Here is a 19,712-nt window from a genome sequence, read left to right as displayed (position 1 = left end):
GCCGGCAGTGAAACTGCGCTTGCTCACTTCCCCGGCCGTCCTGACTTCCCCGGCTTCTTTTTCGCACGCGCGGCTTCGGCCGGATCCTCGTAGGAGCCGGCGCCGATCTTGGCGCGCTTGATCGGCTTGACGCCTTCGACCGGCTTTTCAGTGCGGCGGACGGTCATCTCGTCGAGGTCGTTCTTCCTGAACAGCGACTTGCCGTCGTCAGGGACGCCGTAATCGGAGCCGTGGGCTTCGGCGGCCGACTGCTTCTTGAACAGCGACCGCGAGACCGCGCCGGCGGGCGTGGTCATGTCGGTGCCTGGTCCCATGTCGTCGATGTGAGGCTTGGCAAACAGCGACTTGCCTGCGGGAACCGTACCGTCGGCGCCCATCTCGTCGAGCTTCGGCTTGCGGAACAGGTTCGGGCGGGCAGCCTTGGCCGCTTCCTCGGCGGCGCGGGCCTCGTCCAGCTTGCGGAAACGCTCCTGTTCCTCGACCGTGCGGTGCTTGGCGACGCCCTTGTTGTGCTTGCCTTTCTCGCGGCCGGAAGCGGGGCTTTGGCCCTCGACCTCGCGCGCCAGCGGATCGTCCGAAATGGCGAGCTCCATGTCGCGCAGGCGCTTGATCTCGTCGCGGATGCGGGCGGCCTTCTCGAAATCGAGGTCGGTGGCGGCGTTGCGCATCTGCTTGTCGAGCGCTTCGAGATGGGCCTTCAGATTGTTGCCCATCATGGCACCGGCACCGTCGGTGAATTGCGAGATGTCGGCGCGGACGTGATCCTTCTCGTAGACCGAGTCGAGGATGTCGGAAATGCGTGACTTGACGCTCTCTGGCGTAATGCCGTTGGCTTCGTTCCACACCATCTGCTTTTCGCGACGGCGCGTGGTCTCGGCCATTGCGCGCTCCATCGAGCCGGTGATCTGGTCGGCGTAGAGGATGACCTTGCCGTCGACGTTACGAGCCGCGCGGCCGATGGTCTGGATCAGCGAGGTTTCCGAGCGGAGGAAACCCTCCTTGTCGGCATCGAGAATGGCGACGAAACCGCATTCGGGAATATCAAGGCCTTCGCGCAAAAGGTTGATGCCGACCAGCACGTCAAAAGCGCCAAGGCGCAGGTCGCGAAGAATCTCGATGCGCTCCAGCGTGTCGATGTCGGAGTGCATGTAACGGACGCGGACGCCGTTCTCGTGCAGGTATTCGGTCAGGTCCTCGGCCATGCGCTTGGTCAGCACAGTGACCAGCGTGCGGTAGCCGGCCTGGGTGGTGGCACGGATCTCGCCGACGACGTCGTCGACCTGATTCTTGGCCGGGCGCACCTCGACCGGCGGGTCGATCAGGCCGGTCGGGCGGATGACCTGCTCGGCAAAGACACCGCCAGCCTCTTCCATCTCCCAGTTGCCCGGCGTCGCCGACACGGCGACCGAGAGCGGGCGCATGGCGTCCCATTCCTCGAAACGCAGCGGCCGATTGTCCATGCAGGAGGGCAGGCGGAAGCCGTATTCGGCCAGCGTCGCCTTTCGCCTGAAGTCGCCCCGGTACATGCCGCCGATCTGGGGCACGGTGACGTGGCTTTCGTCGATGAAGACGAGCGCATTGTCGGGGATGTACTCGAACAGCGTCGGCGGCGGATCGCCAGGGCGGCGGCCGGTGAGATAGCGCGAATAGTTTTCGATGCCGGCGCAGGAGCCAGTCGCTTCCAGCATCTCCAGGTCGAAGCGGGTGCGCTGTTCCAGGCGCTGGGCTTCAAGCAGGCGGCCAGCCTTTTCAAGCTCTTGCAGGCGATGCTGCAGCTCTTCCTTGATCGACTTGATGGCCTGATTCAAGGTCGGTCGCGGCGTCACATAGTGCGAATTGGCGTAGATCTTGACCGACTTGAGGTCGCCGGTCTTCTGGCCGGTGAGCGGATCGAACTCGGTGATGGCATCGATTTCGTCACCGAACAGCGAGATGCGCCATGCCGAGTCTTCCAGGTGGGCGGGGAAGATCTCGATGGTGTCGCCGCGGACACGGAACGAGCCGCGGACGAAATTGATGTCCTGGCGCTTGTATTGCTGGGCGACGAGGTCGGCGAGCAACTGGCGCTGATCGAGGCGGTCGCCGACCTGCATCTGGAAGGTCATTGCCGTGTAGGTCTCGACCGAGCCGATACCGTAGATGCAGGAGACCGAGGCGACGATGATGACGTCGTCACGTTCGAGCAGCGAGCGCGTCGCCGAATGGCGCATGCGGTCGATCTGCTCGTTGATGGTCGATTCCTTCTCGATATAGGTGTCGGTGCGCGGGACGTAGGCCTCGGGCTGGTAGTAGTCGTAATAGGAGACGAAATACTCGACCGCGTTGTCGGGGAAGAACTTCTTGAACTCGGCATAGAGCTGGGCTGCCAGCGTCTTGTTGGGCGCGAGAATCAGCGCCGGGCGCTGCGTCTGCTCGATCACCTTGGCCATGGTGAAGGTCTTGCCGGAGCCGGTGACGCCGAGCAGCACCTGGGTGCGGTCGGCATTGTCGACGCCCTCGACGAGGTCCTTGATGGCGGTCGGCTGATCGCCAGCCGGCTCGAATTCCGACTGCATGACGATCTGGATGCCACCTTCGGATTTTTCCGGTCGAGCGGGGCGGTGGGGAACCCAGATCTCGCCGTTCTTGTGCAGCGGGTTGCCGCTCTCGATCAGGGCCGAGAGCGCCGCGACGGTGGCGGTGACGCCGGAGTTGGACAGCGACGCCGCGTCCTCCAACGAAATGTCGAGGCCGGCGACAGGGTTGAGACCGGCGGCGGCACGCTCCTTGGCGGAGGCAGCACCGCCCATCGAGGTGCCACGCGCCGAACGGGTCGGGGCCGAGCTCTTCTCCGGGATTTTCTTGGCCTTGGGCTGGGGCTTCTCAGCCTCGCGGGCAATCTCTTCGGCCCAATCCGAAATCGAACCGGACAGCGGTGCGCCCGAGAACGCGGCCTGCGGCGCTTCGCCGAAACCGGGGCGATGCAACGGCTCGGAAGCGTCGAGGAAGTCGGTTACGCCATTGCCGCCGCGCTTGCGCTGTGTGGCACGGTTGTCGCTTCCCGAAGCGGGCGATTTCTTGTCAGGAGATTTGGCCATGAGCGAAATATGGGCGGTCTCGGCAAAAATGGAAAGGGCGCGGATGCCGGAAAGCCGGCACCCGCATGGAGAGGTAATTCGGCTCCTGACATCAGGCTGTCAGGAGGTTGTCACCTTGGGCAGGGAAAGCCGGGCGCGATCTTGCAGTTGGCGCCGGGCGGGCGTGGCCTTGGCGGCCGTGGCTTGGGCGGGCGATTCCAGTGAGGAGGGCGATTCCAGTGCGGTGGCCGCACGATGATGGTGGGCGCGACGACCACGGCCGGCGGACGACCGACATATTCGTCGAGATAGTTGGCCGAGACCCAGCCGCGCAGGCGCGGGCCGTAGACGTTGCACCAGTTGCCGTCGCAGCCGCGCAGGTCGACGCGCGTGCCCTCGTAGAGCATGCCGACCCTGGCATAGCCAGTGCCGGGGCCGCTGCGGACGTTGACGTTGCCGGTGGTGTAGGCTTCGGCGGCGATCGCACCGGCAGGCAACGCCATCAACCCGGCCAGCAAGGCGGCAGTGGTGGCAAGTCTTCGAAGCATCATGGACAGTCCCTCCAGACCCGGTTCATTGCGAACTGCTTGAGATTACTGGCAATTGTTGCGCGCGCCAGTGTGCTGAAGGCATCATGCTTTATGCCTGGGTAACAAGGCGGCAAGAGGTGGGGGCGCGGCGAGGTGGCGTCCATAAGCCGTGTTTGCCTGATCGTCGCGGGATGTTAGAGAGCGTGCACTCAGTTCCTGACCCGGACGCCAGATGACCTTTCCGATCCACTTTCCGCAGCAGACATCGGCGCTATGAAGATCGCGCATCTTGTCGGCCATGGCGCGCTCAATGGCGTCGCCACCAGTTCCAGGATCCTGATCCAGGCCCAGCTCGACGCCGGGCACGAGGTGATGCTGGTGCATTCGCTGGGTTCGTGGATCGAGCATCAGCATTTCGACGGCCCGGTCCGGATGATGGGATCGAACTTCGCCACGACGCCCAGGGAAATCCGCCGCGTCGGCTATGCCATCCGCGATTGGGGCGAGGACGTGGTGCACTGCCATGGCAGCCGCGGCAACAAGTTCGGGCTGGTGTTCCGCTGCGCGGCCGGCACGCCGATCGTGATGACGGCGCATGCGCGCCAGTACCAGCTGCCATGGCTGTTTGCCCATGAGGTCATCGGGCTGAGCCAGTGGACGGTGGACTATTACGTCAAGCACTGGCTGGTTTCGCGCCGGCACATCCACCTGCTGCCCAACATGTTCGACGTCGGCCGGATCGAGCCGGTGTCGGTCGCCTCGCGGGCGCGGGCTCGCGCTGCCCTCGGTATTCGCGACGAGGCGTTCCTGATCGGCTCGGTCGGCCAACTCGGCGGGCGCAAGAACCAGATCGACATGGTGCGCGTGCTGCGCAAGCTGCTGGACGAGGATGTCGACGCCGAACTGCTGGTCATCGGCTCGACAAATCAGGGCAACGACATCATGGCTGAGTGGGACGCGGCGATCGCGGCGCCTGAGCTCACGGGCCGAATCCATTTGCCGGGACTGCGGAACGACGCGCTCGAGCTGCTGCCGGCCTTCGACCTGTTTCTGATGACCTCGCGCGACGAGCAGGCGCCGATCGCGCCGCTGGAGGCGATGGCGGCCGGGCTACCTGTTCTGTCGACGCGGGTCGGCAACATGGTCGACCTCTTGCCGAGGGAGCAGAGCTTCGCCGTCGGCGACGTCGATGGCATGGCGGCGGCAGCACTCGACCTGCGCGACGCGACGCAGCGTCGAGCCGTCGGGCAGGCGGGGCGACAGGAGATCGCACGGCAGCTCGACCCCAAGCGGATCGTCGGCGAGATCGACAGAATCTATCGCCTGGCCATCGGCCGCTCGAGCAAGAAGCGGCGGCAAAAGTAACGGCCGGCCGAAAGCGCCAGCTGTACGCAATGAAAAGCTGCTAGGGTGGCCGCAGTCAATTTCAGGCGTGGCGTGTCCAACTATCCTTTCTCCTACAAGATCTCCTGGCCAGCGCGGTTCATCAGGCCGTCGCTGCGGCGTAACGGTCCGGGCTATCTGCCTGATCAGGTGCGTTTCCTGCCCAAGCCCGGGCAGAGCGTGCGCCTGGCATTCGTCGGCGACATTTCCGCCGTCGCCAACAAACAGCCGCCGATTTTCGACCGCGAGCTGACGGCCCTCCTGGCCGCGGCCGATCTGGTGGTCGGCAATTGCGAGAGCCCTGTCGTGGAGCGGCCGAGCGCGCGGCTGGGAACGCGGCTTGGAACGCATCATGCGATGACCGAAGAATTTCTCACCGGAACGCTGGCGGCGGCTGCCATCGCGCCAGAGCGGCTGGTGCTGTCGCTGGCCAACAACCATGTGCTCGACCAGGGGGCAGACGGTTATCATGCGACGCTTGCGGCATTGGGCAGGCTTGGCATTGCGACTATCGGGACGACCACCGAGGTGAGCAAGGTGGCAGCCGGCTCGTTGACGCTGGGGCTCGTCGCATTCACGCAGTGGCGCAATGCGCCCGCGGAGGCTTTCGCTGGGCGCGTGGCCATGGCCGATGACTTCTTTGCCGCGGCCGGCAACGGGTTAGCGGGCGCAGAAGGCGCCGATCTCGTTTGCGCGGTGCCGCACTGGGACTGGGAGTTCCGGCATTTTCCGCGCGTCGTCACGCGTGGCTGGGCGCGGAGACTGGCTGAGCTGGGTGTCGGGCTCGTTGTCGGGCATCACGCCCATGTCGTGCAGCCGATGGCGCGCGCCGACGACACGCTGGTGGCCTACGGCCTGGGCGATTTTCTCGGCACGGCGCTGGCGCGGCAGCCCTGGCCGGGACGGATCGGCGCGATCCTCGTCGTCGATGTCAGCGCCGACGCTCACACGCGTGGCGAGATTGCAAGCTACCGGCTGGTGCCGTTCATGCGCCAGCGTGACGGCGCGCACGAGAGCATGGTGCCGCTCGACAAGGTCGACGGCGAGCTTGGAACGAAAGTGCGGGCGCGCTGGCAGGCGGTTTACGGAGCCGCTGCCGCCAGCCTCACCAGCTGAGTCCGGATACCGTTGCATCTCCTTGTTTACGCCGCGACATTTGGCGAAAAGCCGCTATCATCCGGTAAGTGGGCGGCACGATCTCGGCGCGCCATGGGGGCACATATGAGCGCAGCTGGTTTCATGCCCGACGAGGCGACGACCGCGGGCATCAAGAAGGACCTCGAAGCCTATCAGGCCGAGCGCAATGCGATCAGGCTTTCGACGGTGTGGCGGGTGCCCCTCTATCTCGGCGGCGTGATCGTTGCAGTTCTGGTTCTGGCGCTGATCTTCAACTTCATAGCCGACCTCAATGAGCAGTGGCTGTCGACGCCGCATGTCTATCTTTATGTCGTGGGCTTCATCGCTGCGTTCTTCGCCTATTTCCGTGCGATGCGGCCGCTCGAAGCCGCCAACGCATCGTTTCGAAACAAGCTGCTGCCGATCGTCTTCGGCTTCATCAAAAATATGCGCCATGAACGGGGCGCGACGCCACCGTCCTTTGTCAACTTACCGGAATCTACGGTTGGCAAGTACAACAACCTCGAGATCGATGATTTCATTTCCGGCAATTACGATGGTTTCGATTTCGAGTTGTACGAAACACTGCTCACGCAACAGGCGGAAAAGCACGACTCCACGACCTTTCAGGGCGTGATCGTGGCGTTTGGACTGAAGAAGCCGTTTGAGGGTACGCTGGTCGCAACGATCCGGACCAATGCGGTCCTGAGCTTTTTCGGCGAACTCTTTGGCAGTGGCCTGAAGGAACTCCGGTCGGGGGTCCAGGACCTTGATATGGCCTACGAGTTCCGCAGCGACAATGTCGAGGCTGCGCAGCCGCTGGTGTCGGGGCAGATGGCGCAGGCGCTGACCTGGCTCAAGGAGGCATGGCCGGGCGAGCCGGCGCGGATCGCGCTGTCGGGCACGAGCGGATTTCTGCTGTTGCCACACCAGAAGGATTTTTTCGAGCTGCCGGCGTCGGATGTGGCTCTCGACTACAAGGTGCATGTCGAGCCGATGATCGCCGACATGGCGACGATCCTGGCGACGGCCTCGCTGGTGCGCAAAATCGGGTCGTAGGGCGCGGTTGGAGCGGCGCGCGTCCGTACGGACGCGCAAAAGAATGCTCCAATACCTTGAAGCGCTGTATCGTGCTTTCCGAAATCCGAATCCGGTATTCGGGCCGATCCGCTAGCCGAAGCGGAGCTTGAGCCCGACGATGGCGAGGATGAAAACCAGCGTGACGATGTTGGACACGATGACCGGCAGCGAGCCGAGTGCGATGCCGTAGACGATCCACAGCGAGATGCCGGTGGCGAGTGCGGCGTTGGTGCCGAGCGAGATGTCGCTTGTCTTGCGCTCGCGCAGGATCTTCATGATCTGCGGCAACCAGCACAAAGTGGTCAGGATGGCGGCGACGGCGCCGACGATTTCAAACAGGGGGTTCAAGACGGGAGCTTCCCAAAAGCACAAATCGTGCGGCGCGAGCTATGCCAGAATCACCGGCTGCTGTGAAGGCAACCGGGCGAGCTGGACCAACGAAACGACGGCGCAAAACGTCGCGGGAGGGTGGCGGCCCGCGCGGAAAAAATCTGTCCACGCCGATGTCGAACGGCGTTTCGTGATCGGCCATTCCGGAATCGGACCTTGGGGTGGCGGCGCGATGACGGCGGTGTGACGCCGGTCAGCGTATGGCTGGCAAGGGCTAGGGCGAGATCGGGGTGATGGCGAAGCATCCAGACATGTGCCGGTTGCGGTCAAATGCGGCGGAAATAAGCCTATGATTACGTTCGATAATTTCACGCTTCGTGATTTGCGTCGGACCATTCCGCAGGTCAGTCTCCATCTCGTTCGGCGGGCCTTGCTACGAGGGCAGGACCAGCCGGGACAGACCTGAACGGGAGTACCAGACATGAACAAGATCCTTGCAACGACCGTCGCTTCGCTCGCCTTCATCGGTGCCGCCTATGCCGCCGAGGTCCAGGGCACGGTCCAGTCGGTCGATCCGGCGACACGCTCGATCACGCTCGACGACGGCAAGACCTATGTCATCCCCGAAACCCTCAAGGTCGACGGCCTGGCCGCCGGCGCCAAGGTCAAGGTAACAGTGGACGACACGACAGGTGCTGTGACCGCGATCGAAGCGGCCTCGTAACGGCCGTCTGCACAACCGCCCTGCCGGCACTGCCATGCGCCCGGCGGGGTGGGTGACGTTCTTGAGACCTTCCAAGACGCAGAACCAAACTATGGCCGGCCTCTTCCCGAGGTCGGCTATTTTTCATGCCGCCGGACGGTCGGCTCAGAAGCCGATATTGGCCGCCAGCCAGCTCGACGAGCGTTTTGCTGCGGCAACCGTGCCGGCGGCGGCATCGCTGAGGCCGCTGCGCGCCAGCGCATAGCCATTGGCGGTGCGATAGAGGACCGAGCGTCCGCCTTCGACGATGCCGGCAACGGTGGTCCGCTCGGCTGGCTCGGCTTCCTTGATTTCGGCCGGGGCCGATGCCAACTGCGGCTCGGCAAATACCGTGGTGCGGCAGATGCCGGTCACCAACGGATAGGCGTGGTTGCCTTCTCGCAGGATGCGGCTCTTCATCGCCGCCTCGCAGTCGGCGACTGACGTCCACTGTGCCGGCGTCTCGCCGATATATTCGCAAAGCTTGGCGTCGCAGTCGCAACCGACGATGGTCATGGCGACAAGGGCAGACTTGATCACGGTCCGAATCCTCAAGGATTGTTGACGCCGCGATTTCTCCGCTCCGATCGCGGCGCCAGTTGGCCGCAATCATGGCATGACGGTGGCGTTATGCATGCGCGGCAGCGTTGTAGCCATCCGGCGACATGTTCTTCCGCCAAGGCGGCCGACAGGATGTGAACTTCGCAACCTTTCCCTTGCGCATTTGCCTCTGCGGCTAACAATAAGGCGGAGGCGGCGGCGCGTTGGCTGCCGGGGAGGGTGCGTTCGTGAAAGTCGGCGTCGTCAGGAATCCGGTGGCCGGCGGCGGCAGACTGGACACGCATTGGACCGAGGTTGCGGCAGCGCTGACGCAGCGCTTCGGCGAAGTCGAGTTTCGCGAGACGACCGAGCCGGGCGACGGCGCGGTTCTTGCCCGCGACCTGGTGGCGCTTGGCTGCGAACTGGTCATCGCCGCGGGCGGCGACGGCACGATCAGCGAGGTCGCCGACGGGCTTTTGCAGATGCAGGCCGAAACCGGCGATGCGGCCATTCTCGGCGTGCTGCCCTGCGGCACCGGCTCCGACTTTGCTCGCGGTATGGGCATTCCCGTCGAAATATCTTCGGCGATCGCGCGCATTGCCGAGGGCAGCGACCGTCTGATCGACGCTGGCCGTATCTCCTTCGTCGAGGACCATGGCCGGCTGGCGAGCCGACATTTTGTCAACATCGCCAGTCTCGGCATGTCGGGGGCGACGGTGCGGGCGGTCAACAACGACCGGCGCAAGCGCTGGGTGCCGGCCAAGGCGCTGTTCTTCTGGCGCACGGTGATCGAGTTCGTGCGCTACCGCTTCCAGGACGTACGCATCACCGTCGACGATGGCGAACCGGTCGAGGCCAAGGTGGCGCTCGTGGCGGTGGCCAACGAGCGGTTCTTCGGTGGCGGCATGATGATCGCCCCCGATGCCGTTCCCGATGACGGGCTGTTCGACATCGTCATCCTGCGCGCGGCGAGCAAGCTCAAGCTGATTCTCGACCTGCGCCTGCTTTATGGCGGACGCCACCGCAACCATCCCGCCATCACCATTCTGCGCGGACGCAAGGTGACGGTCGAACCGCTGGGCGATCCGCTCGCCAATGCCGCACTCGTCGATATCGACGGCGAGTCGCCCGGGCATATTCCGGCGACCTACGAGATGGTGGCGAAGGCTTTGAAGGTGAGGTGTTGATTCAAGGGGCTCGGATTCTGAGTCCGGGGATTGGCGTAAGTCGCTGAAATTGAAGGGGTGGAAGTTAGGCGTCCATCGCCCTGACCATCGCCTCGATCTTGGCGGCCTTTTCGAAGTGGTCGAGCTTCTGGGTCCTGATCCACCATTCGGCGGCCTCCATCAGAAGCTCTGGGTCGTCGTTCCTGTTGGCGAAGAAGGCGTAGAAGGACAGACCGACATCAGGGCCCTTGGCGGCGATCTTGCGCGCGCAGACGTCGAGTATTTTCGCGCGCAGGCTAGGCCGCATCGGAGAATCCTTCCCGGGTGGTGGTGGCGAGAGGTAAGTCGAGCCGAGGGCGGGTGTCAAACCGGGGCGAGAAGGGGCGGTGCCAGACGCGTTTGCCCGCCCCTGTGGGAGGCCGATCCGCGAGGCGGAAGGGAGGCTGGCTGGGCTCAGAGCTTTCGACTACCCCACCCCGGCGCTACGCGCCGACCCTGCCCACAAGGGGAAGGGTTTAGAGACGTCAGCCTCACAGCTTCGCCGGAAAGCCGGGCGCGCGCAGGTCGGTGGCAGTCGCGTCCTCCAGGAGTTTGACGATCATCGTCGACCAGGCGTCGCCGCCATAAGCCACCTTGCCCTGCTGGAAGATGGTGTTGACGCGGGCGGCGAGGTCGAGCGGGACGCCGCCCTCCTGCGCCATGGCGAGCGCAAAGCCTAAGTCCTTGAGGGCAAGGTCCATGGTGAAGCCAATGTCATAGGAGCCGTTGAGCACCAACTGGCTCTCGGTCTCATGGACGAAGCTGTTGCCCGAGGAGGCCACGATGGCGTGGTAGGCTTGGGCGAGGTCGAGGCCGCCCTTCCTGGCCAGCATCAGCGCTTCGCCGGCGGCGACGAGATGGATGAAGGCGAGCATGTTGGTGATGACCTTGATCACTGCCGCCGAGCCGATCGGCCCCATCAGGAAGGCGCGGGCGCACATTGCCTCAATGGCCGATCGGTGGCGCTCGTAGAGCGCCGCGTCGCCGCCGACAAGTGCAGTGATCTTGCCCTCGGCAGCGAGATGCACGCCGCCAGTGACGGGGCATTCCAGCGTATCGACGCCGGCCTCAGTGGCCAGGTCGGCAAGGCGCAGGATCTCGTCGCGGCCGTTTGTCGACATCTCGATCCAGGTGCCGCCCTTGGGCAGGCCTGACAGCAGCCCGTCGGGGCCGACCAGAACCGCCTCGCTAGCCTTGGGCGAGGGCAGGCAGGTGATGGCATTGCCGGCGCGGGCGGCCGCGTCTGCAGGGCTTTTTGCAGCGGCGGCACCCTGCGCAACGAGGTGCTCGACGGTTTCGGGGTTGCGGTCGTAGACGACGACCTCGAAGCCGCCGCGCACAAGGCATGCCGCGAGATTGGCGCCGAGATGGCCAAGGCCGATGAAGGCGTAGGCGAGGGGCTGGGTCACGCGCGCCTCACGGCATCAGCGGGGTCTGCACCATCTGCAGGTGCAGGTGGGGACCGTCATATGGATTGGCTTCGCACACCGCCTCGTCGAGCTCGACGCCGAGGCCGGGCTCTTTCGACGGGATGACATGGCCGTCCTGCCATTCGATCTTCTTTTTCAGCAGCTTGGCGTGGAAGCCGTCCCATTGCTTGAGCGATTCGAGGATGAGGAAATTGGGTAGAGTGACGGCGAGCTGGATGTTGGCTGCACCGACGATCGGGCCGCAATAGCAGTGGGGTGCGATCTGGATGTGGTAGGCCTCGGCCATGGCGGCGATCTTCTTGGTCTCGAGAATGCCGCCGGAGCGGCCGAGATCGGGCTGCAGGATAGTGGCGGCGCGGTTTTCGATGACGCGGGCGAACTCGAATTTTGTGGTCAGCCGCTCGCCTGTCGCGATCGGGATCGATGTGCCGCGCGCGACCTGGGCCATCACCTCCGGCATGTCGGGCGGCACCGGTTCTTCGAACCACAAGGGATCGTAGGGCTCGATGGCGCGAGCCATGCGCAGGGCGCCTGAGGCGGTGAACTGGCCATGCGTGCCGAACAATATGTCGGCACGGGTGCCGACGGCCTCGCGGATGGCCTTCAGCATGCGCACCGACAGGTCGATGTCGATGAGGCGGGGCTGGTGGCCGTCATAGGCGGTCCAAGGACCGGCCGGATCGAGCTTCACGGCGTCGAAGCCCTGGTCGACATAGAGAGCTGCACATTCGGCTGCCATGTCGGGGTCGTTGTAGACGTTCTTGGGAGCAACGTCCTCGGTATGGACGCTGCCGGTGTGTGGATAGAGATAGGTATAGGAGCGCAGCGTCTCGTGCACCTGACCGCCGAGCAGCTTGTAGACGGGCTTGCCGGCCTCCTTGCCGACGATGTCCCAGCAGGCCATTTCCAGCGCCGAAAAGCAGCCCATGGCTGAGACGTCGGGGCGCTGGGTGAAGCCGGAGGAATAGCAGCGGCGGAACAGGTTTTCGATGTCGTGCGGGTCCTGTCCCACGAGGTAGCGCTCGGCCATGTCCTCGATCATTCGCGCGGTGACATGGGCGGAGAAGGTGGCGTTGTAGGCCTCGCCATAACCAACGACGCCGCCGTCGGTGGTGAGCTTGACGAAGATGAAATACTTGCCGCCGATGCCAGGGGGCGGGTTGTTGACCACGAAGGTCTTGACGTCGGTGATCTTCATCGATGGTCCTCCCGGTCGCGTGACATCGTCGATTTTTGGCGTAGCCCTCAGGGTGAGGATGAGGGGCTGCGCCAACATCGGAAACTGCTCATCCCGCATCCTCCAGCAACAGCTGCGCGCCCTTCCAGCCAGTCATGATCGAGGCGGCGTTGGTGTTGCCGGTGATGTTGTCGGGGAAGATCGAGGCGTCGATGACGCGAAGCCCGGTGAGGCCGTGGACGCGCAGCCGGGGATCGACAACCGAGCTCATCGGATCCGGGCCCATGCGGCAGGTCGACACCGGGTGATAGACGGTGCCCGAGCGCTTGCGGAAATCCTGAATCAGGTCGGCGTCGGAAGTGATTGACGGGCCTGGCAAAACCTCTTCTGCGATGATGTCTGCGATGGGCGATTGCGCAGCGATGCGGCGCAGGAATTTGACCGCGTCGAGCATCTCGGCGACGTCGCTGTTGGTCGAATAGGCGTTGACGGTGATGCGCGGCTGCACGGTCGGATCGGCTGAGCGGATCATGATCTCGCCGCGGCTCGACGGGCGGCAATTGGACAGGCCGATGGAAAAGCCGGGGAAGGGGTCGGGCGTCAGGATCGGGCGCTCGCCGGCCTTGGGCAGCACGGTGGAAAAGACCTGGAAATAGAGTTGCATGTTGGGGCGGGCGCGGCTCAAGTCGGTGCGGAAGAAGCCGCCGCCCTGGTTCATGCTCATCGACAGCGGGCCCGAGCGCAGCAAAAGATACTGCATGCCCGCCAGTGCCTTGCCCCACCACGGGCGCAACAGCTGGTTGAGGGTCGGCACCTTGGCCTTCCAGGTGTAGTTGATGCCCTGGTGGTCCTGCAGGTTTCGACCGACATGTTCGTTTGCGTGCAGCACATCGATGCCGAGATCGGCGAGCAGTGCTGCTGGGCCGATGCCGGAGAGCTGCAGCAACTGCGGCGTGTTGACCGAACCGCCCGACAGGATCACCTCGCGCCCGGCGCGAGCCGTCTGCTTGGCACCGTTCTGGACATATTCGACGCCGCAGGCGCGCTTGTCCTCGAACAGCACCTTGGTGACCAGTGCATCTGTCTCGACGGTGACGTTGGCGCGCTTCATCGCCGGGCGCAGGAAGCCGCGCGCCGCCGACATGCGGCGGCCGCCTTGGGTGGTGATTTGATAAACACCGACGCCCTCTTGGGCCGCGCCATTGAAGTCCTGATTCAAAGGCAGGCCGGCCGCTTGCGCGGCAGACAGGAAGCGATGGGTCAGCGGATGGACGTTCTTCCTATTGTCGGTGACGTGGATCGGACCGCCGGTGCCCCGCAGGTCGGTGCCGCCTGCCTGGTTGTCTTCGATCGCCTTGAAGGCTGGCAGGAGATCGTCAAAACCCCAGCCCGGATTGCCGGCCTCGCGCCAGGCGTCGAAGTCTTCGGCAGCCCCCCGGATCCAGACCATGGCGTTGATCGAGCTCGACCCGCCGAGGATTTTTCCACGTGGCCAGTGGTCCTTGTTGCCGGCAAGGCCGGGGTCGGCTTCGGCCGCGTAATTCCAGTTCACCTTGGGGTCGAAGAAGGTTTTGCCGTAGCCGAGCGGCATCTGGACGAAGAAGCGGCGGTCGGTGCCGCCGGCCTCGAGCACCAGCACCGAGAAGCGCCCGCTCGCCGACAGCCGCTCGGCCACCACTGAACCGGCGGAGCCCGAGCCCACTACAATGAAATCGAACGTCTGCATGCTGTCGGCGGCCTGTCGAAATTCCACGATGCGGTCAGACTATCGCCTCAGTCGCAGGCTTCGGCGTCGCTTACGGCATGGCCTGTGAAAAATACGACCGGGCGATGCAAGAGATACGGCGTTGACGCGGCGAATGCCGCGAAGATACGGGTGGACGGAGGAATTGTTGAGGAGAATGACGATGGTTCAGTATGCCGATGGCCAGCCGACGGGCGAGCTCACGCTGAGGACGCTGGCGATGCCAGCCGACGCGAATGCCGCAGGCGACATCTTCGGCGGCTGGGTCATGGCGCAGATGGACCTTGCCTGCGGTATCCGCGCCGCCGAGCGTGCCCGCGGCCGCGTCGTGACGGCAGCGGTCAAGGAAATGGCCTTCGCCAAGCCGATGAAGATCGGCGACACTTTGTGCATCTACACCCATGTCGAGCGTGTCGGCCGCACCTCGATGACGCTCAAGGTCGAGGCCTGGGCGCAGCGTTATCTCTCCGACCTGATGGAAAAGGTGACCGACGCCGATTTCATCATGGTAGCGCTGGACGGGCAGGGCAAGCCGAAGCCGGTGCCGGCGGAGTAGGCGCGCGTCCCTCAAGGCTTGAGTGCGTCGGCGGTGTCAGCACTTCACCTGCCCATAGATGCAATGCGCTGGCTCTAATGTCCGGCGCTGCCACGGTTCTCATCCTGAGGTGTGAGCCGGCAGGGCTTATGTGATTTTGGCGCGGCGTGCGCGGCGAGCTCTCAAAGGGCGCAGCGAAGATGCCGCCGCGCGCGTCACTCCACCGTCGTATCGAACTTCATCCGTGCCTCGGCGACACGGGCCTGGTTGAGCCTCGCCCACTCGCCGAGCGCGAACACCGGCACCAGCAGTTCGCGGCCAAGGTCGGTGAGCTCGTAGTCGACGCGCGGCGGGATTGTCGGGAAGACGGTGCGGGTGACGAAGCCGTCGCGCTCCAGGCCGCGCAGGGTGGTGGTCAGCATCTTCTGCGAAATACCACCGACAGCGTGGCGCAACTCGTTGAAGCGCATCGGACCGTCGCCGAGCTTGCCGACGACGAGCACCGTCCATTTGTCGCCGACGCGCTGCAGGATATCGCTGACGGCGCGGCAATCCTCGGTGCGGTGCGGGTGCCTCGGTATCAAAAAAGTGCCTCCTTGTGCGGTTGATTTTCAGTTACCTATATAGCGTCGGTATCCATTTGTTACCAGTGTCGTCCAGATACTCACGCCCGAAAGGTTCCTACCATGTCCAAACCCAAGATCGCCATCGTCGTCGGCTCGACGCGCGCCGCACGCTTCGCCGACACGCCGGTGGAGTGGATTGCCAGGATCGCAAAATCCCACGCCGATATCGAGGTCGAAATCGTTGATCTCCGGGATTTCCCGCTGCCCTTTTTCGACGAGGTCGCCTCGTCCGCTTGGGTGCCGTCGCAGAACGAGGTTGCCCAGCGCTGGCAGAAGAAGGTGGCCGAGTTCGATGGCTACATCTTCACCGCCGCCGAATACAATCACGGTCCCACCGCGGTGCTGAAGAATGCGCTCGATTATGCGGCCACCGAATGGAACAAGAAGCCGGCCGGTTTCGTCGGTTATGGCGGTGTCGGCGGGGCGCGGGCCGTCGAGCAGCTGCGCATGCATGCGGTGGAACTGCAGATGGCGCCGACGAAGGCCGCCGTGCACATCGTCTGGGCGGACTTCCTGGCTGTGCGCCAGGGCGAGAAGCAACTCTCCGACTTCGAGCACCTCAACCAGTCGGCGAACGGGCTGGTCTCCGAGATCGCCTGGTGGGCCAAGGCGCTGAAGGTCGCGCGCGAGGCCGACGTTCTTGCCGAAGAAGCCAAGGCTGCCTGAGCAGCTTCGGACCTTTTCCTCCCAAGGGAGTCTGGGGCGGCCTTGTGCCGCCCTTTTTCGTTGTGCCTTTGGGGCACCTGCCATGCCGTGACAGCCAAGAGTCAGACACGGTCCAAAACCATGACGGCAAAACGTCGGCCCAAGACCATCACCAAGCCTCGCAACGCGAGCTGCAGTGGCTCAGCGGCCCGGTGTATCCGGGCCAGCACCAACCCGGTCGCTGTGTCAGCCGGGCAGCTTCGACGCCAGCACCTTGTCGATGCGGCGGCCGTCGAGGTCGACGACCTCGAAGCGCCAGCCCTGCGCGTCGACGCATTCGCCGGTCGCGGGCAGGTGATGCATATGCGACAGGACGTAGCCGGCGACGGTTTCGTAGTCGCGGTTCTCCGGCAGGTCGATGCCGAGCTGGTCGGCCATCTCGTCGGCCTGCATGTAGCCGGCGAGCAGCCAGGAGCCGTCCTCGCGCTGGACGGCATTGTCGACGTCGTCCTCGTCGAGGTCGGAGCGGAACACGCCGGTGATGGCCTCGAGAATGTCGGCGGGCGAGACGACGCCTTCGAAATGGCCGTATTCGTCGTGGACCAGCGCCATCGGCACTTCGGACTGCTTGAGGGTGGCGAGCACGTCGAGCGCGTCCGCCTGGTCGTGGACGATCGGGGCGGTGCGGACATGCTTACGTGGGTCGAAGCTGCGGCCGGCAAGCAGTGCGGCGAGCAGTTCGCGGGTCTGGATTACGCCGACCATGGCGTCGACCGAGCCTTCGCCGGCGGGCAGGCGCGAGTGCTGCGTTTCCATCAAAAGTTTGCGGGTGGCGGCTTCGTCGGCCTGCAGATTGATCCAGTCGACTTCGGTGCGCGGGGTCATGACGGCGCGCACGGCGCGGTCGCCCAAGCGCATGACGCCGGCGATCATGCGCCGTTCGTCGGATTCGATGGTGCCGTGGTGCTCGGCCTCGGCGACCAGCATCTTGATCTCTTCGTCGGTGACCTTTTCCTCACTCTCACCGCGCTGGCCGAGCAGCCAGAGCACCGAGCGGCCGGAAATGTCGAGCAGCCAGACCAGCGGCAGCGCGACCTTGGCGAGCGTCGACATGGCTGGGGCGACGCGGGAGGCGACGCCCTCGGGATCGCGCAGGGCGATCTGCTTGGGCACGAGTTCACCGATGATCAGCGAGGCATAGGTGATGATGGCAACGACGATGCCGACCCCAAGTGCGTTGGAGGCGCCGGCGCTCATGCCGTTGGCGGCGAGAAATCCGCTCAGGCGTTCGCCGAGCGTGGCGCCCGAGAAGGCGCCGGAGAGAACGCCGACGAGAGTAATGCCGATCTGCACCGACGACAGGAACTTGCCGGGGTTGGCACCGAGTTCGAGCGCGCGGCCGGCGCCCTTGACGTTGCGGTCGATCATCGCCTTGAGGCGGGCTGGACGGGAAGAAACGATGGCAAGTTCGGACATTGCCAGAAGGCCGTTCACACAGATGAGGACGACCACGATAGCGATTTCAGCGTATAACATGATGCTCGCTGCATAGCATTGCTTAAGGCCTTTCGAAAAGACGGCAGCAAAAATACTCTTCCCCAGCGGCACAAGAGCGGGTCGAGGCTGGGGCTATCTGTCAGGCACCAGAACTGCCATCAGCATCTTTCCGTCGGTGTAATAGGGGTCACCCTCGCCATTGCGGCCGGCCTTGGTCAGGCCGATGCCTGACATCGTCTTTACCTCGATGATGCGTCCGGCCGATGTCAGATCGCCGATCAGCGAATCGCGCTCGGCATCGATGTCGGGTCCGATGTGATGGGTGACGGCGCCGGTGTCGTGGCTGACGCCTATGCCGCGATCGAAGCTCGCCGCACCGTACCAGGTCGGGCGCCCGTCGGCACCGGGCGTGAAGGTCAGCCACAGCCGAACATGGTGGCGGACGTCGGCGCTTTTGCCGACAGGCTTTTCGAATGCGAGATCCTGGCGCCGGCCGTTGAACAAGAGCGTGCTGACGGGCGCGTCGACATAAGGCCGGTCGAGCAGCACGCTTTCGCCGATTTCCAGCGCTGATTTCACCGACAGTTTGTCGGCGCGGTCCCAGCCGGCGGCGGCAAACGCGGCGGTCACGTCCAGCTCGCTGCCGACGAGGCCGATATTGATCGGGTCACCCGGGATGCCTTGTTCCGTCGTGGTGAGCAGCGATTCAGGCCGGGGGCCGTCGCGCAGGAAACGGAGCGACCAGAATTCAGGAGCCGCGAAATAGGCGAGCGCGAGATAGCTCACGCAGAGCGCAATGAACCAAAGGGTCGCCTGTCGGTGCAGTTTTCCCCGTAGCATCAAACCCCGCTGCCGATGGGTCGAGCCAAAGCAGTGGCGCGACATTGAACTCGGAACAAATCATGGGTTGCATCGGCAGATTAAGTATTAGCGATGTCTTTTGTAAAGCGCATCTTGCCTGGCTTCATGACACGTGGCGCGCAAACGCTAGCGGCAGGCGCGGTACCCGTTGCGGCGCTGCTTGATGTCGAAGTGGAAATGGTTGCGGTGGTCGTAATTGTAGCCGGGGCCAAGCACGGTGTTGAAATAGCTGCAGCCGTCGGCGCGAATGGTGTTGAGGAAGCCGCGGGTGCGGAAGGCGAACAGGCCGGGCTTTTCCACGTCGATGTCTCGGCCGCTGTTCAGCTCGATGCGCATGATGTCCAACGCATTGCCCTTGCCATGTTCTGACAGGGTGCGGGTGCCGGCGATCTTGCGGCAGGAATAGCTCGAGCCCTGGTGGATGGTCTTGACGCCGGAGAAATAGCGCAGCCGGGCGGAGGGGACGAGGTCGCGCTTGGTCCAGGCGGCGAAACTGGCCGCCATCTGGCAGGTGACGACGGCTGCCGGCTTCATCTGCACCGAGCCGATGGCCGACACCTTGACCGGGTAGTCGATACCGCAGGCGGCGCCGTCGCGGATCGGCGGAAGGTCGCGGTAGGTGACGTCGAGTTTCTTCAGGTCGCTGCGGCAGTCAACCTCGTCGGCCGGCATGACGGCAGGCCGTATCGGCGCACTTTGTGGCTCGTTGGAGGGATCGTCGAGCTTGGGATAGGCGACCATATAGGGGTTGGACGGCACCAGCGTCTGCATGCCGCGCCCCTGGGCAGGCGCGAGCGCGGCGGTCTGCACAGGCTGTGGCGCTTCAGGCTGGATCTGCTCGAACTGCTCGAACTGCGCGGCCTGTGTGTCGAGCGTCGGCTCGATCATGGGCGCCGCCTGCGCGACAAGCGCCGGATCGGACTGCGGCTCGACAATGACAGGAGCGGCCTGTACGGGGCCGAGCGACGCTGTCTGGGAGCCGACATCGACGGCGGGCTGGAGCGCGAACACATCGCCCGATGTGCATGAGCTGAGGGCGAGGCCGACGGCGACAAGGGTCGTGGCGAGCAGCAGCGCGCGCTGGCGCGCGGCTCGCGGCGATCCGACCGGGATGGTGGCGCGCGAATCTGCGGCCATGCGAAGGCTCCTGTCCCCTTGAGGGAATAAGCCTAGCCGCCAAGGGTAAAGGAAAGATCAGCGGCAGCGTTTACGGCT

General features: G+C 64.4%; 19 protein-coding genes. 7 read left to right on the top strand and 12 right to left on the bottom strand.

What is annotated here, in order from left to right; genetic code table 11:
• Window positions 1-23: 23 nt before the first annotated feature.
• Together uvrB and HNQ95_RS01435 are read right to left on the bottom strand one after the other, a co-directional pair.
• The gene (gene uvrB, locus HNQ95_RS01440) at window positions 24-3,077 is read right to left on the bottom strand and encodes an excinuclease ABC subunit UvrB (protein ID WP_182573302.1); all 3,054 of its coding nucleotides are present in this window, start codon (window positions 3,075-3,077) and stop codon (window positions 24-26) included.
• Between the two features lie 110 nt (window positions 3,078-3,187).
• Window positions 3,188-3,607: an SH3 domain-containing protein gene (locus HNQ95_RS01435; protein ID WP_182573301.1), complete on the bottom strand. Its 420-nt coding sequence runs from the start codon at window positions 3,605-3,607 to the stop codon at window positions 3,188-3,190.
• 252 nt (window positions 3,608-3,859) lie between these two features.
• Between HNQ95_RS01435 and HNQ95_RS01430 the strand changes: the two genes are divergently transcribed.
• The 3 genes from HNQ95_RS01430 to HNQ95_RS01420 all read left to right on the top strand — a co-directional run bounded on the left by HNQ95_RS01430 (window position 3,860) and on the right by HNQ95_RS01420 (window position 7,144).
• Window positions 3,860-4,951, top strand: a complete 1,092-nt coding sequence (locus tag HNQ95_RS01430) for a glycosyltransferase family 4 protein (protein ID WP_182573300.1) — start codon at window positions 3,860-3,862, stop codon at window positions 4,949-4,951.
• A gap of 72 nt (window positions 4,952-5,023) precedes the next feature.
• Complete coding sequence (locus HNQ95_RS01425) at window positions 5,024-6,085, top strand: CapA family protein (RefSeq protein WP_182573299.1); 1,062 nt, start codon at window positions 5,024-5,026, stop codon at window positions 6,083-6,085.
• Between the two features lie 123 nt (window positions 6,086-6,208).
• On the top strand, window positions 6,209-7,144 hold the full coding sequence (locus HNQ95_RS01420; RefSeq protein ID WP_246719217.1) for a DUF3137 domain-containing protein: 936 nt from the start codon (window positions 6,209-6,211) through the stop codon (window positions 7,142-7,144).
• A 111-nt stretch (window positions 7,145-7,255) separates the two neighbouring features.
• Here the strand turns inward: HNQ95_RS01420 and HNQ95_RS01415 are convergent, their stop codons facing one another.
• On the bottom strand, window positions 7,256-7,513 hold the full coding sequence (locus HNQ95_RS01415; RefSeq protein WP_154384799.1) for an SWEET family sugar transporter: 258 nt from the start codon (window positions 7,511-7,513) through the stop codon (window positions 7,256-7,258).
• Between the two features lie 463 nt (window positions 7,514-7,976).
• On the opposite strand from HNQ95_RS01415, the gene HNQ95_RS01410 reads away from it, so the two are divergent.
• Complete coding sequence (locus HNQ95_RS01410; RefSeq protein ID WP_067959585.1) at window positions 7,977-8,219, top strand: DUF1344 domain-containing protein; 243 nt, start codon at window positions 7,977-7,979, stop codon at window positions 8,217-8,219.
• Between the two features lie 144 nt (window positions 8,220-8,363).
• On the opposite strand, the gene HNQ95_RS01405 is transcribed toward HNQ95_RS01410, so the two are convergent.
• A complete protein-coding gene (locus tag HNQ95_RS01405) occupies window positions 8,364-8,777 on the bottom strand; it encodes a hypothetical protein (RefSeq protein ID WP_182573297.1) in 414 nt (137 codons plus the stop codon).
• Between the two features lie 248 nt (window positions 8,778-9,025).
• Between HNQ95_RS01405 and HNQ95_RS01400 the strand changes: the two genes are divergently transcribed.
• Entirely contained in the window at window positions 9,026-9,964 is a 939-nt protein-coding gene (locus HNQ95_RS01400; protein WP_182573296.1) for a diacylglycerol/lipid kinase family protein, read from the top strand.
• Between the two features lie 64 nt (window positions 9,965-10,028).
• Here the strand turns inward: HNQ95_RS01400 and HNQ95_RS01395 are convergent, their stop codons facing one another.
• From HNQ95_RS01395 to HNQ95_RS01380, 4 genes are all read right to left on the bottom strand, one after another.
• Complete coding sequence (locus HNQ95_RS01395) at window positions 10,029-10,250, bottom strand: DUF6500 family protein (protein ID WP_067959595.1); 222 nt, start codon at window positions 10,248-10,250, stop codon at window positions 10,029-10,031.
• Between the two features lie 223 nt (window positions 10,251-10,473).
• Window positions 10,474-11,391: an NAD(P)-dependent oxidoreductase gene (locus HNQ95_RS01390; RefSeq protein ID WP_182573295.1), complete on the bottom strand. Its 918-nt coding sequence runs from the start codon at window positions 11,389-11,391 to the stop codon at window positions 10,474-10,476.
• A gap of 7 nt (window positions 11,392-11,398) precedes the next feature.
• On the bottom strand, window positions 11,399-12,610 hold the full coding sequence (locus tag HNQ95_RS01385; RefSeq protein ID WP_154384801.1) for a mandelate racemase/muconate lactonizing enzyme family protein: 1,212 nt from the start codon (window positions 12,608-12,610) through the stop codon (window positions 11,399-11,401).
• Between the two features lie 88 nt (window positions 12,611-12,698).
• Window positions 12,699-14,315 (bottom strand): GMC family oxidoreductase, encoded by a 1,617-nt coding sequence (locus tag HNQ95_RS01380; RefSeq protein ID WP_182573294.1) that lies wholly within the window; start codon window positions 14,313-14,315, stop codon window positions 12,699-12,701.
• Window positions 14,316-14,496: 181 nt separating this feature from the next.
• Between HNQ95_RS01380 and HNQ95_RS01375 the strand changes: the two genes are divergently transcribed.
• The gene (locus tag HNQ95_RS01375; RefSeq protein ID WP_154384803.1) at window positions 14,497-14,889 is read left to right on the top strand and encodes an acyl-CoA thioesterase; all 393 of its coding nucleotides are present in this window, start codon (window positions 14,497-14,499) and stop codon (window positions 14,887-14,889) included.
• Between the two features lie 194 nt (window positions 14,890-15,083).
• On the opposite strand, the gene HNQ95_RS01370 is transcribed toward HNQ95_RS01375, so the two are convergent.
• On the bottom strand, window positions 15,084-15,452 hold the full coding sequence (locus tag HNQ95_RS01370) for a winged helix-turn-helix transcriptional regulator (RefSeq protein ID WP_067959608.1): 369 nt from the start codon (window positions 15,450-15,452) through the stop codon (window positions 15,084-15,086).
• Between the two features lie 102 nt (window positions 15,453-15,554).
• Here HNQ95_RS01370 and HNQ95_RS01365 point away from each other — a divergent pair, with 102 nt between their 5' ends.
• Window positions 15,555-16,160 carry an NADPH-dependent FMN reductase gene (locus HNQ95_RS01365; protein ID WP_154384804.1) on the top strand — a complete coding sequence of 202 codons (606 nt, stop codon included), beginning with the start codon at window positions 15,555-15,557 and terminating at the stop codon, window positions 16,158-16,160.
• A gap of 225 nt (window positions 16,161-16,385) precedes the next feature.
• Here HNQ95_RS01365 and HNQ95_RS01360 read toward each other — a convergent pair whose 3' ends face one another.
• From HNQ95_RS01360 to HNQ95_RS01350, 3 genes are all read right to left on the bottom strand, one after another.
• A complete protein-coding gene (locus HNQ95_RS01360) occupies window positions 16,386-17,675 on the bottom strand; it encodes a hemolysin family protein (RefSeq protein WP_154384805.1) in 1,290 nt (429 codons plus the stop codon).
• Window positions 17,676-17,768: 93 nt separating this feature from the next.
• Complete coding sequence (locus HNQ95_RS01355; protein ID WP_154384806.1) at window positions 17,769-18,476, bottom strand: LssY C-terminal domain-containing protein; 708 nt, start codon at window positions 18,474-18,476, stop codon at window positions 17,769-17,771.
• A gap of 147 nt (window positions 18,477-18,623) precedes the next feature.
• Window positions 18,624-19,634, bottom strand: coding sequence for an extensin-like domain-containing protein (locus tag HNQ95_RS01350; protein ID WP_246340513.1), 1,011 nt, complete (start codon window positions 19,632-19,634; stop codon window positions 18,624-18,626).
• Window positions 19,635-19,712 lie beyond the last annotated feature (78 nt).

Origin of the sequence: Aminobacter ciceronei (assembly GCF_014138625.1) — a bacterium.
Lineage (GTDB): Bacteria > Pseudomonadota > Alphaproteobacteria > Rhizobiales > Rhizobiaceae > Aminobacter > Aminobacter ciceronei.
The sequence above is the reverse complement of the archived record's forward strand: the minus strand, read 5'-3'. Positions and strand labels throughout refer to the sequence as shown.

Coding starts and splice junctions, on each gene's coding strand:
- uvrB (WP_182573302.1), bottom strand. CDS start 3,077: ATGGCCAAATCTCCTGACAAGAAATCGCCCGCTTCGGGAAGCGACAAC.
- HNQ95_RS01385 (WP_154384801.1), bottom strand. CDS start 12,610: ATGAAGATCACCGACGTCAAGACCTTCGTGGTCAACAACCCGCCCCCT.
- HNQ95_RS01350 (WP_246340513.1), bottom strand. CDS start 19,634: ATGGCCGCAGATTCGCGCGCCACCATCCCGGTCGGATCGCCGCGAGCC.
- HNQ95_RS01380 (WP_182573294.1), bottom strand. CDS start 14,315: ATGCAGACGTTCGATTTCATTGTAGTGGGCTCGGGCTCCGCCGGTTCA.
- HNQ95_RS01360 (WP_154384805.1), bottom strand. CDS start 17,675: ATGTTATACGCTGAAATCGCTATCGTGGTCGTCCTCATCTGTGTGAAC.
- HNQ95_RS01375 (WP_154384803.1), top strand. CDS start 14,497: ATGGTTCAGTATGCCGATGGCCAGCCGACGGGCGAGCTCACGCTGAGG.
- HNQ95_RS01435 (WP_182573301.1), bottom strand. CDS start 3,607: ATGATGCTTCGAAGACTTGCCACCACTGCCGCCTTGCTGGCCGGGTTG.
- HNQ95_RS01420 (WP_246719217.1), top strand. CDS start 6,209: ATGCCCGACGAGGCGACGACCGCGGGCATCAAGAAGGACCTCGAAGCC.
- HNQ95_RS01410 (WP_067959585.1), top strand. CDS start 7,977: ATGAACAAGATCCTTGCAACGACCGTCGCTTCGCTCGCCTTCATCGGT.
- HNQ95_RS01430 (WP_182573300.1), top strand. CDS start 3,860: ATGAAGATCGCGCATCTTGTCGGCCATGGCGCGCTCAATGGCGTCGCC.
- HNQ95_RS01395 (WP_067959595.1), bottom strand. CDS start 10,250: ATGCGGCCTAGCCTGCGCGCGAAAATACTCGACGTCTGCGCGCGCAAG.
- HNQ95_RS01365 (WP_154384804.1), top strand. CDS start 15,555: ATGTCCAAACCCAAGATCGCCATCGTCGTCGGCTCGACGCGCGCCGCA.
- HNQ95_RS01355 (WP_154384806.1), bottom strand. CDS start 18,476: ATGCTACGGGGAAAACTGCACCGACAGGCGACCCTTTGGTTCATTGCG.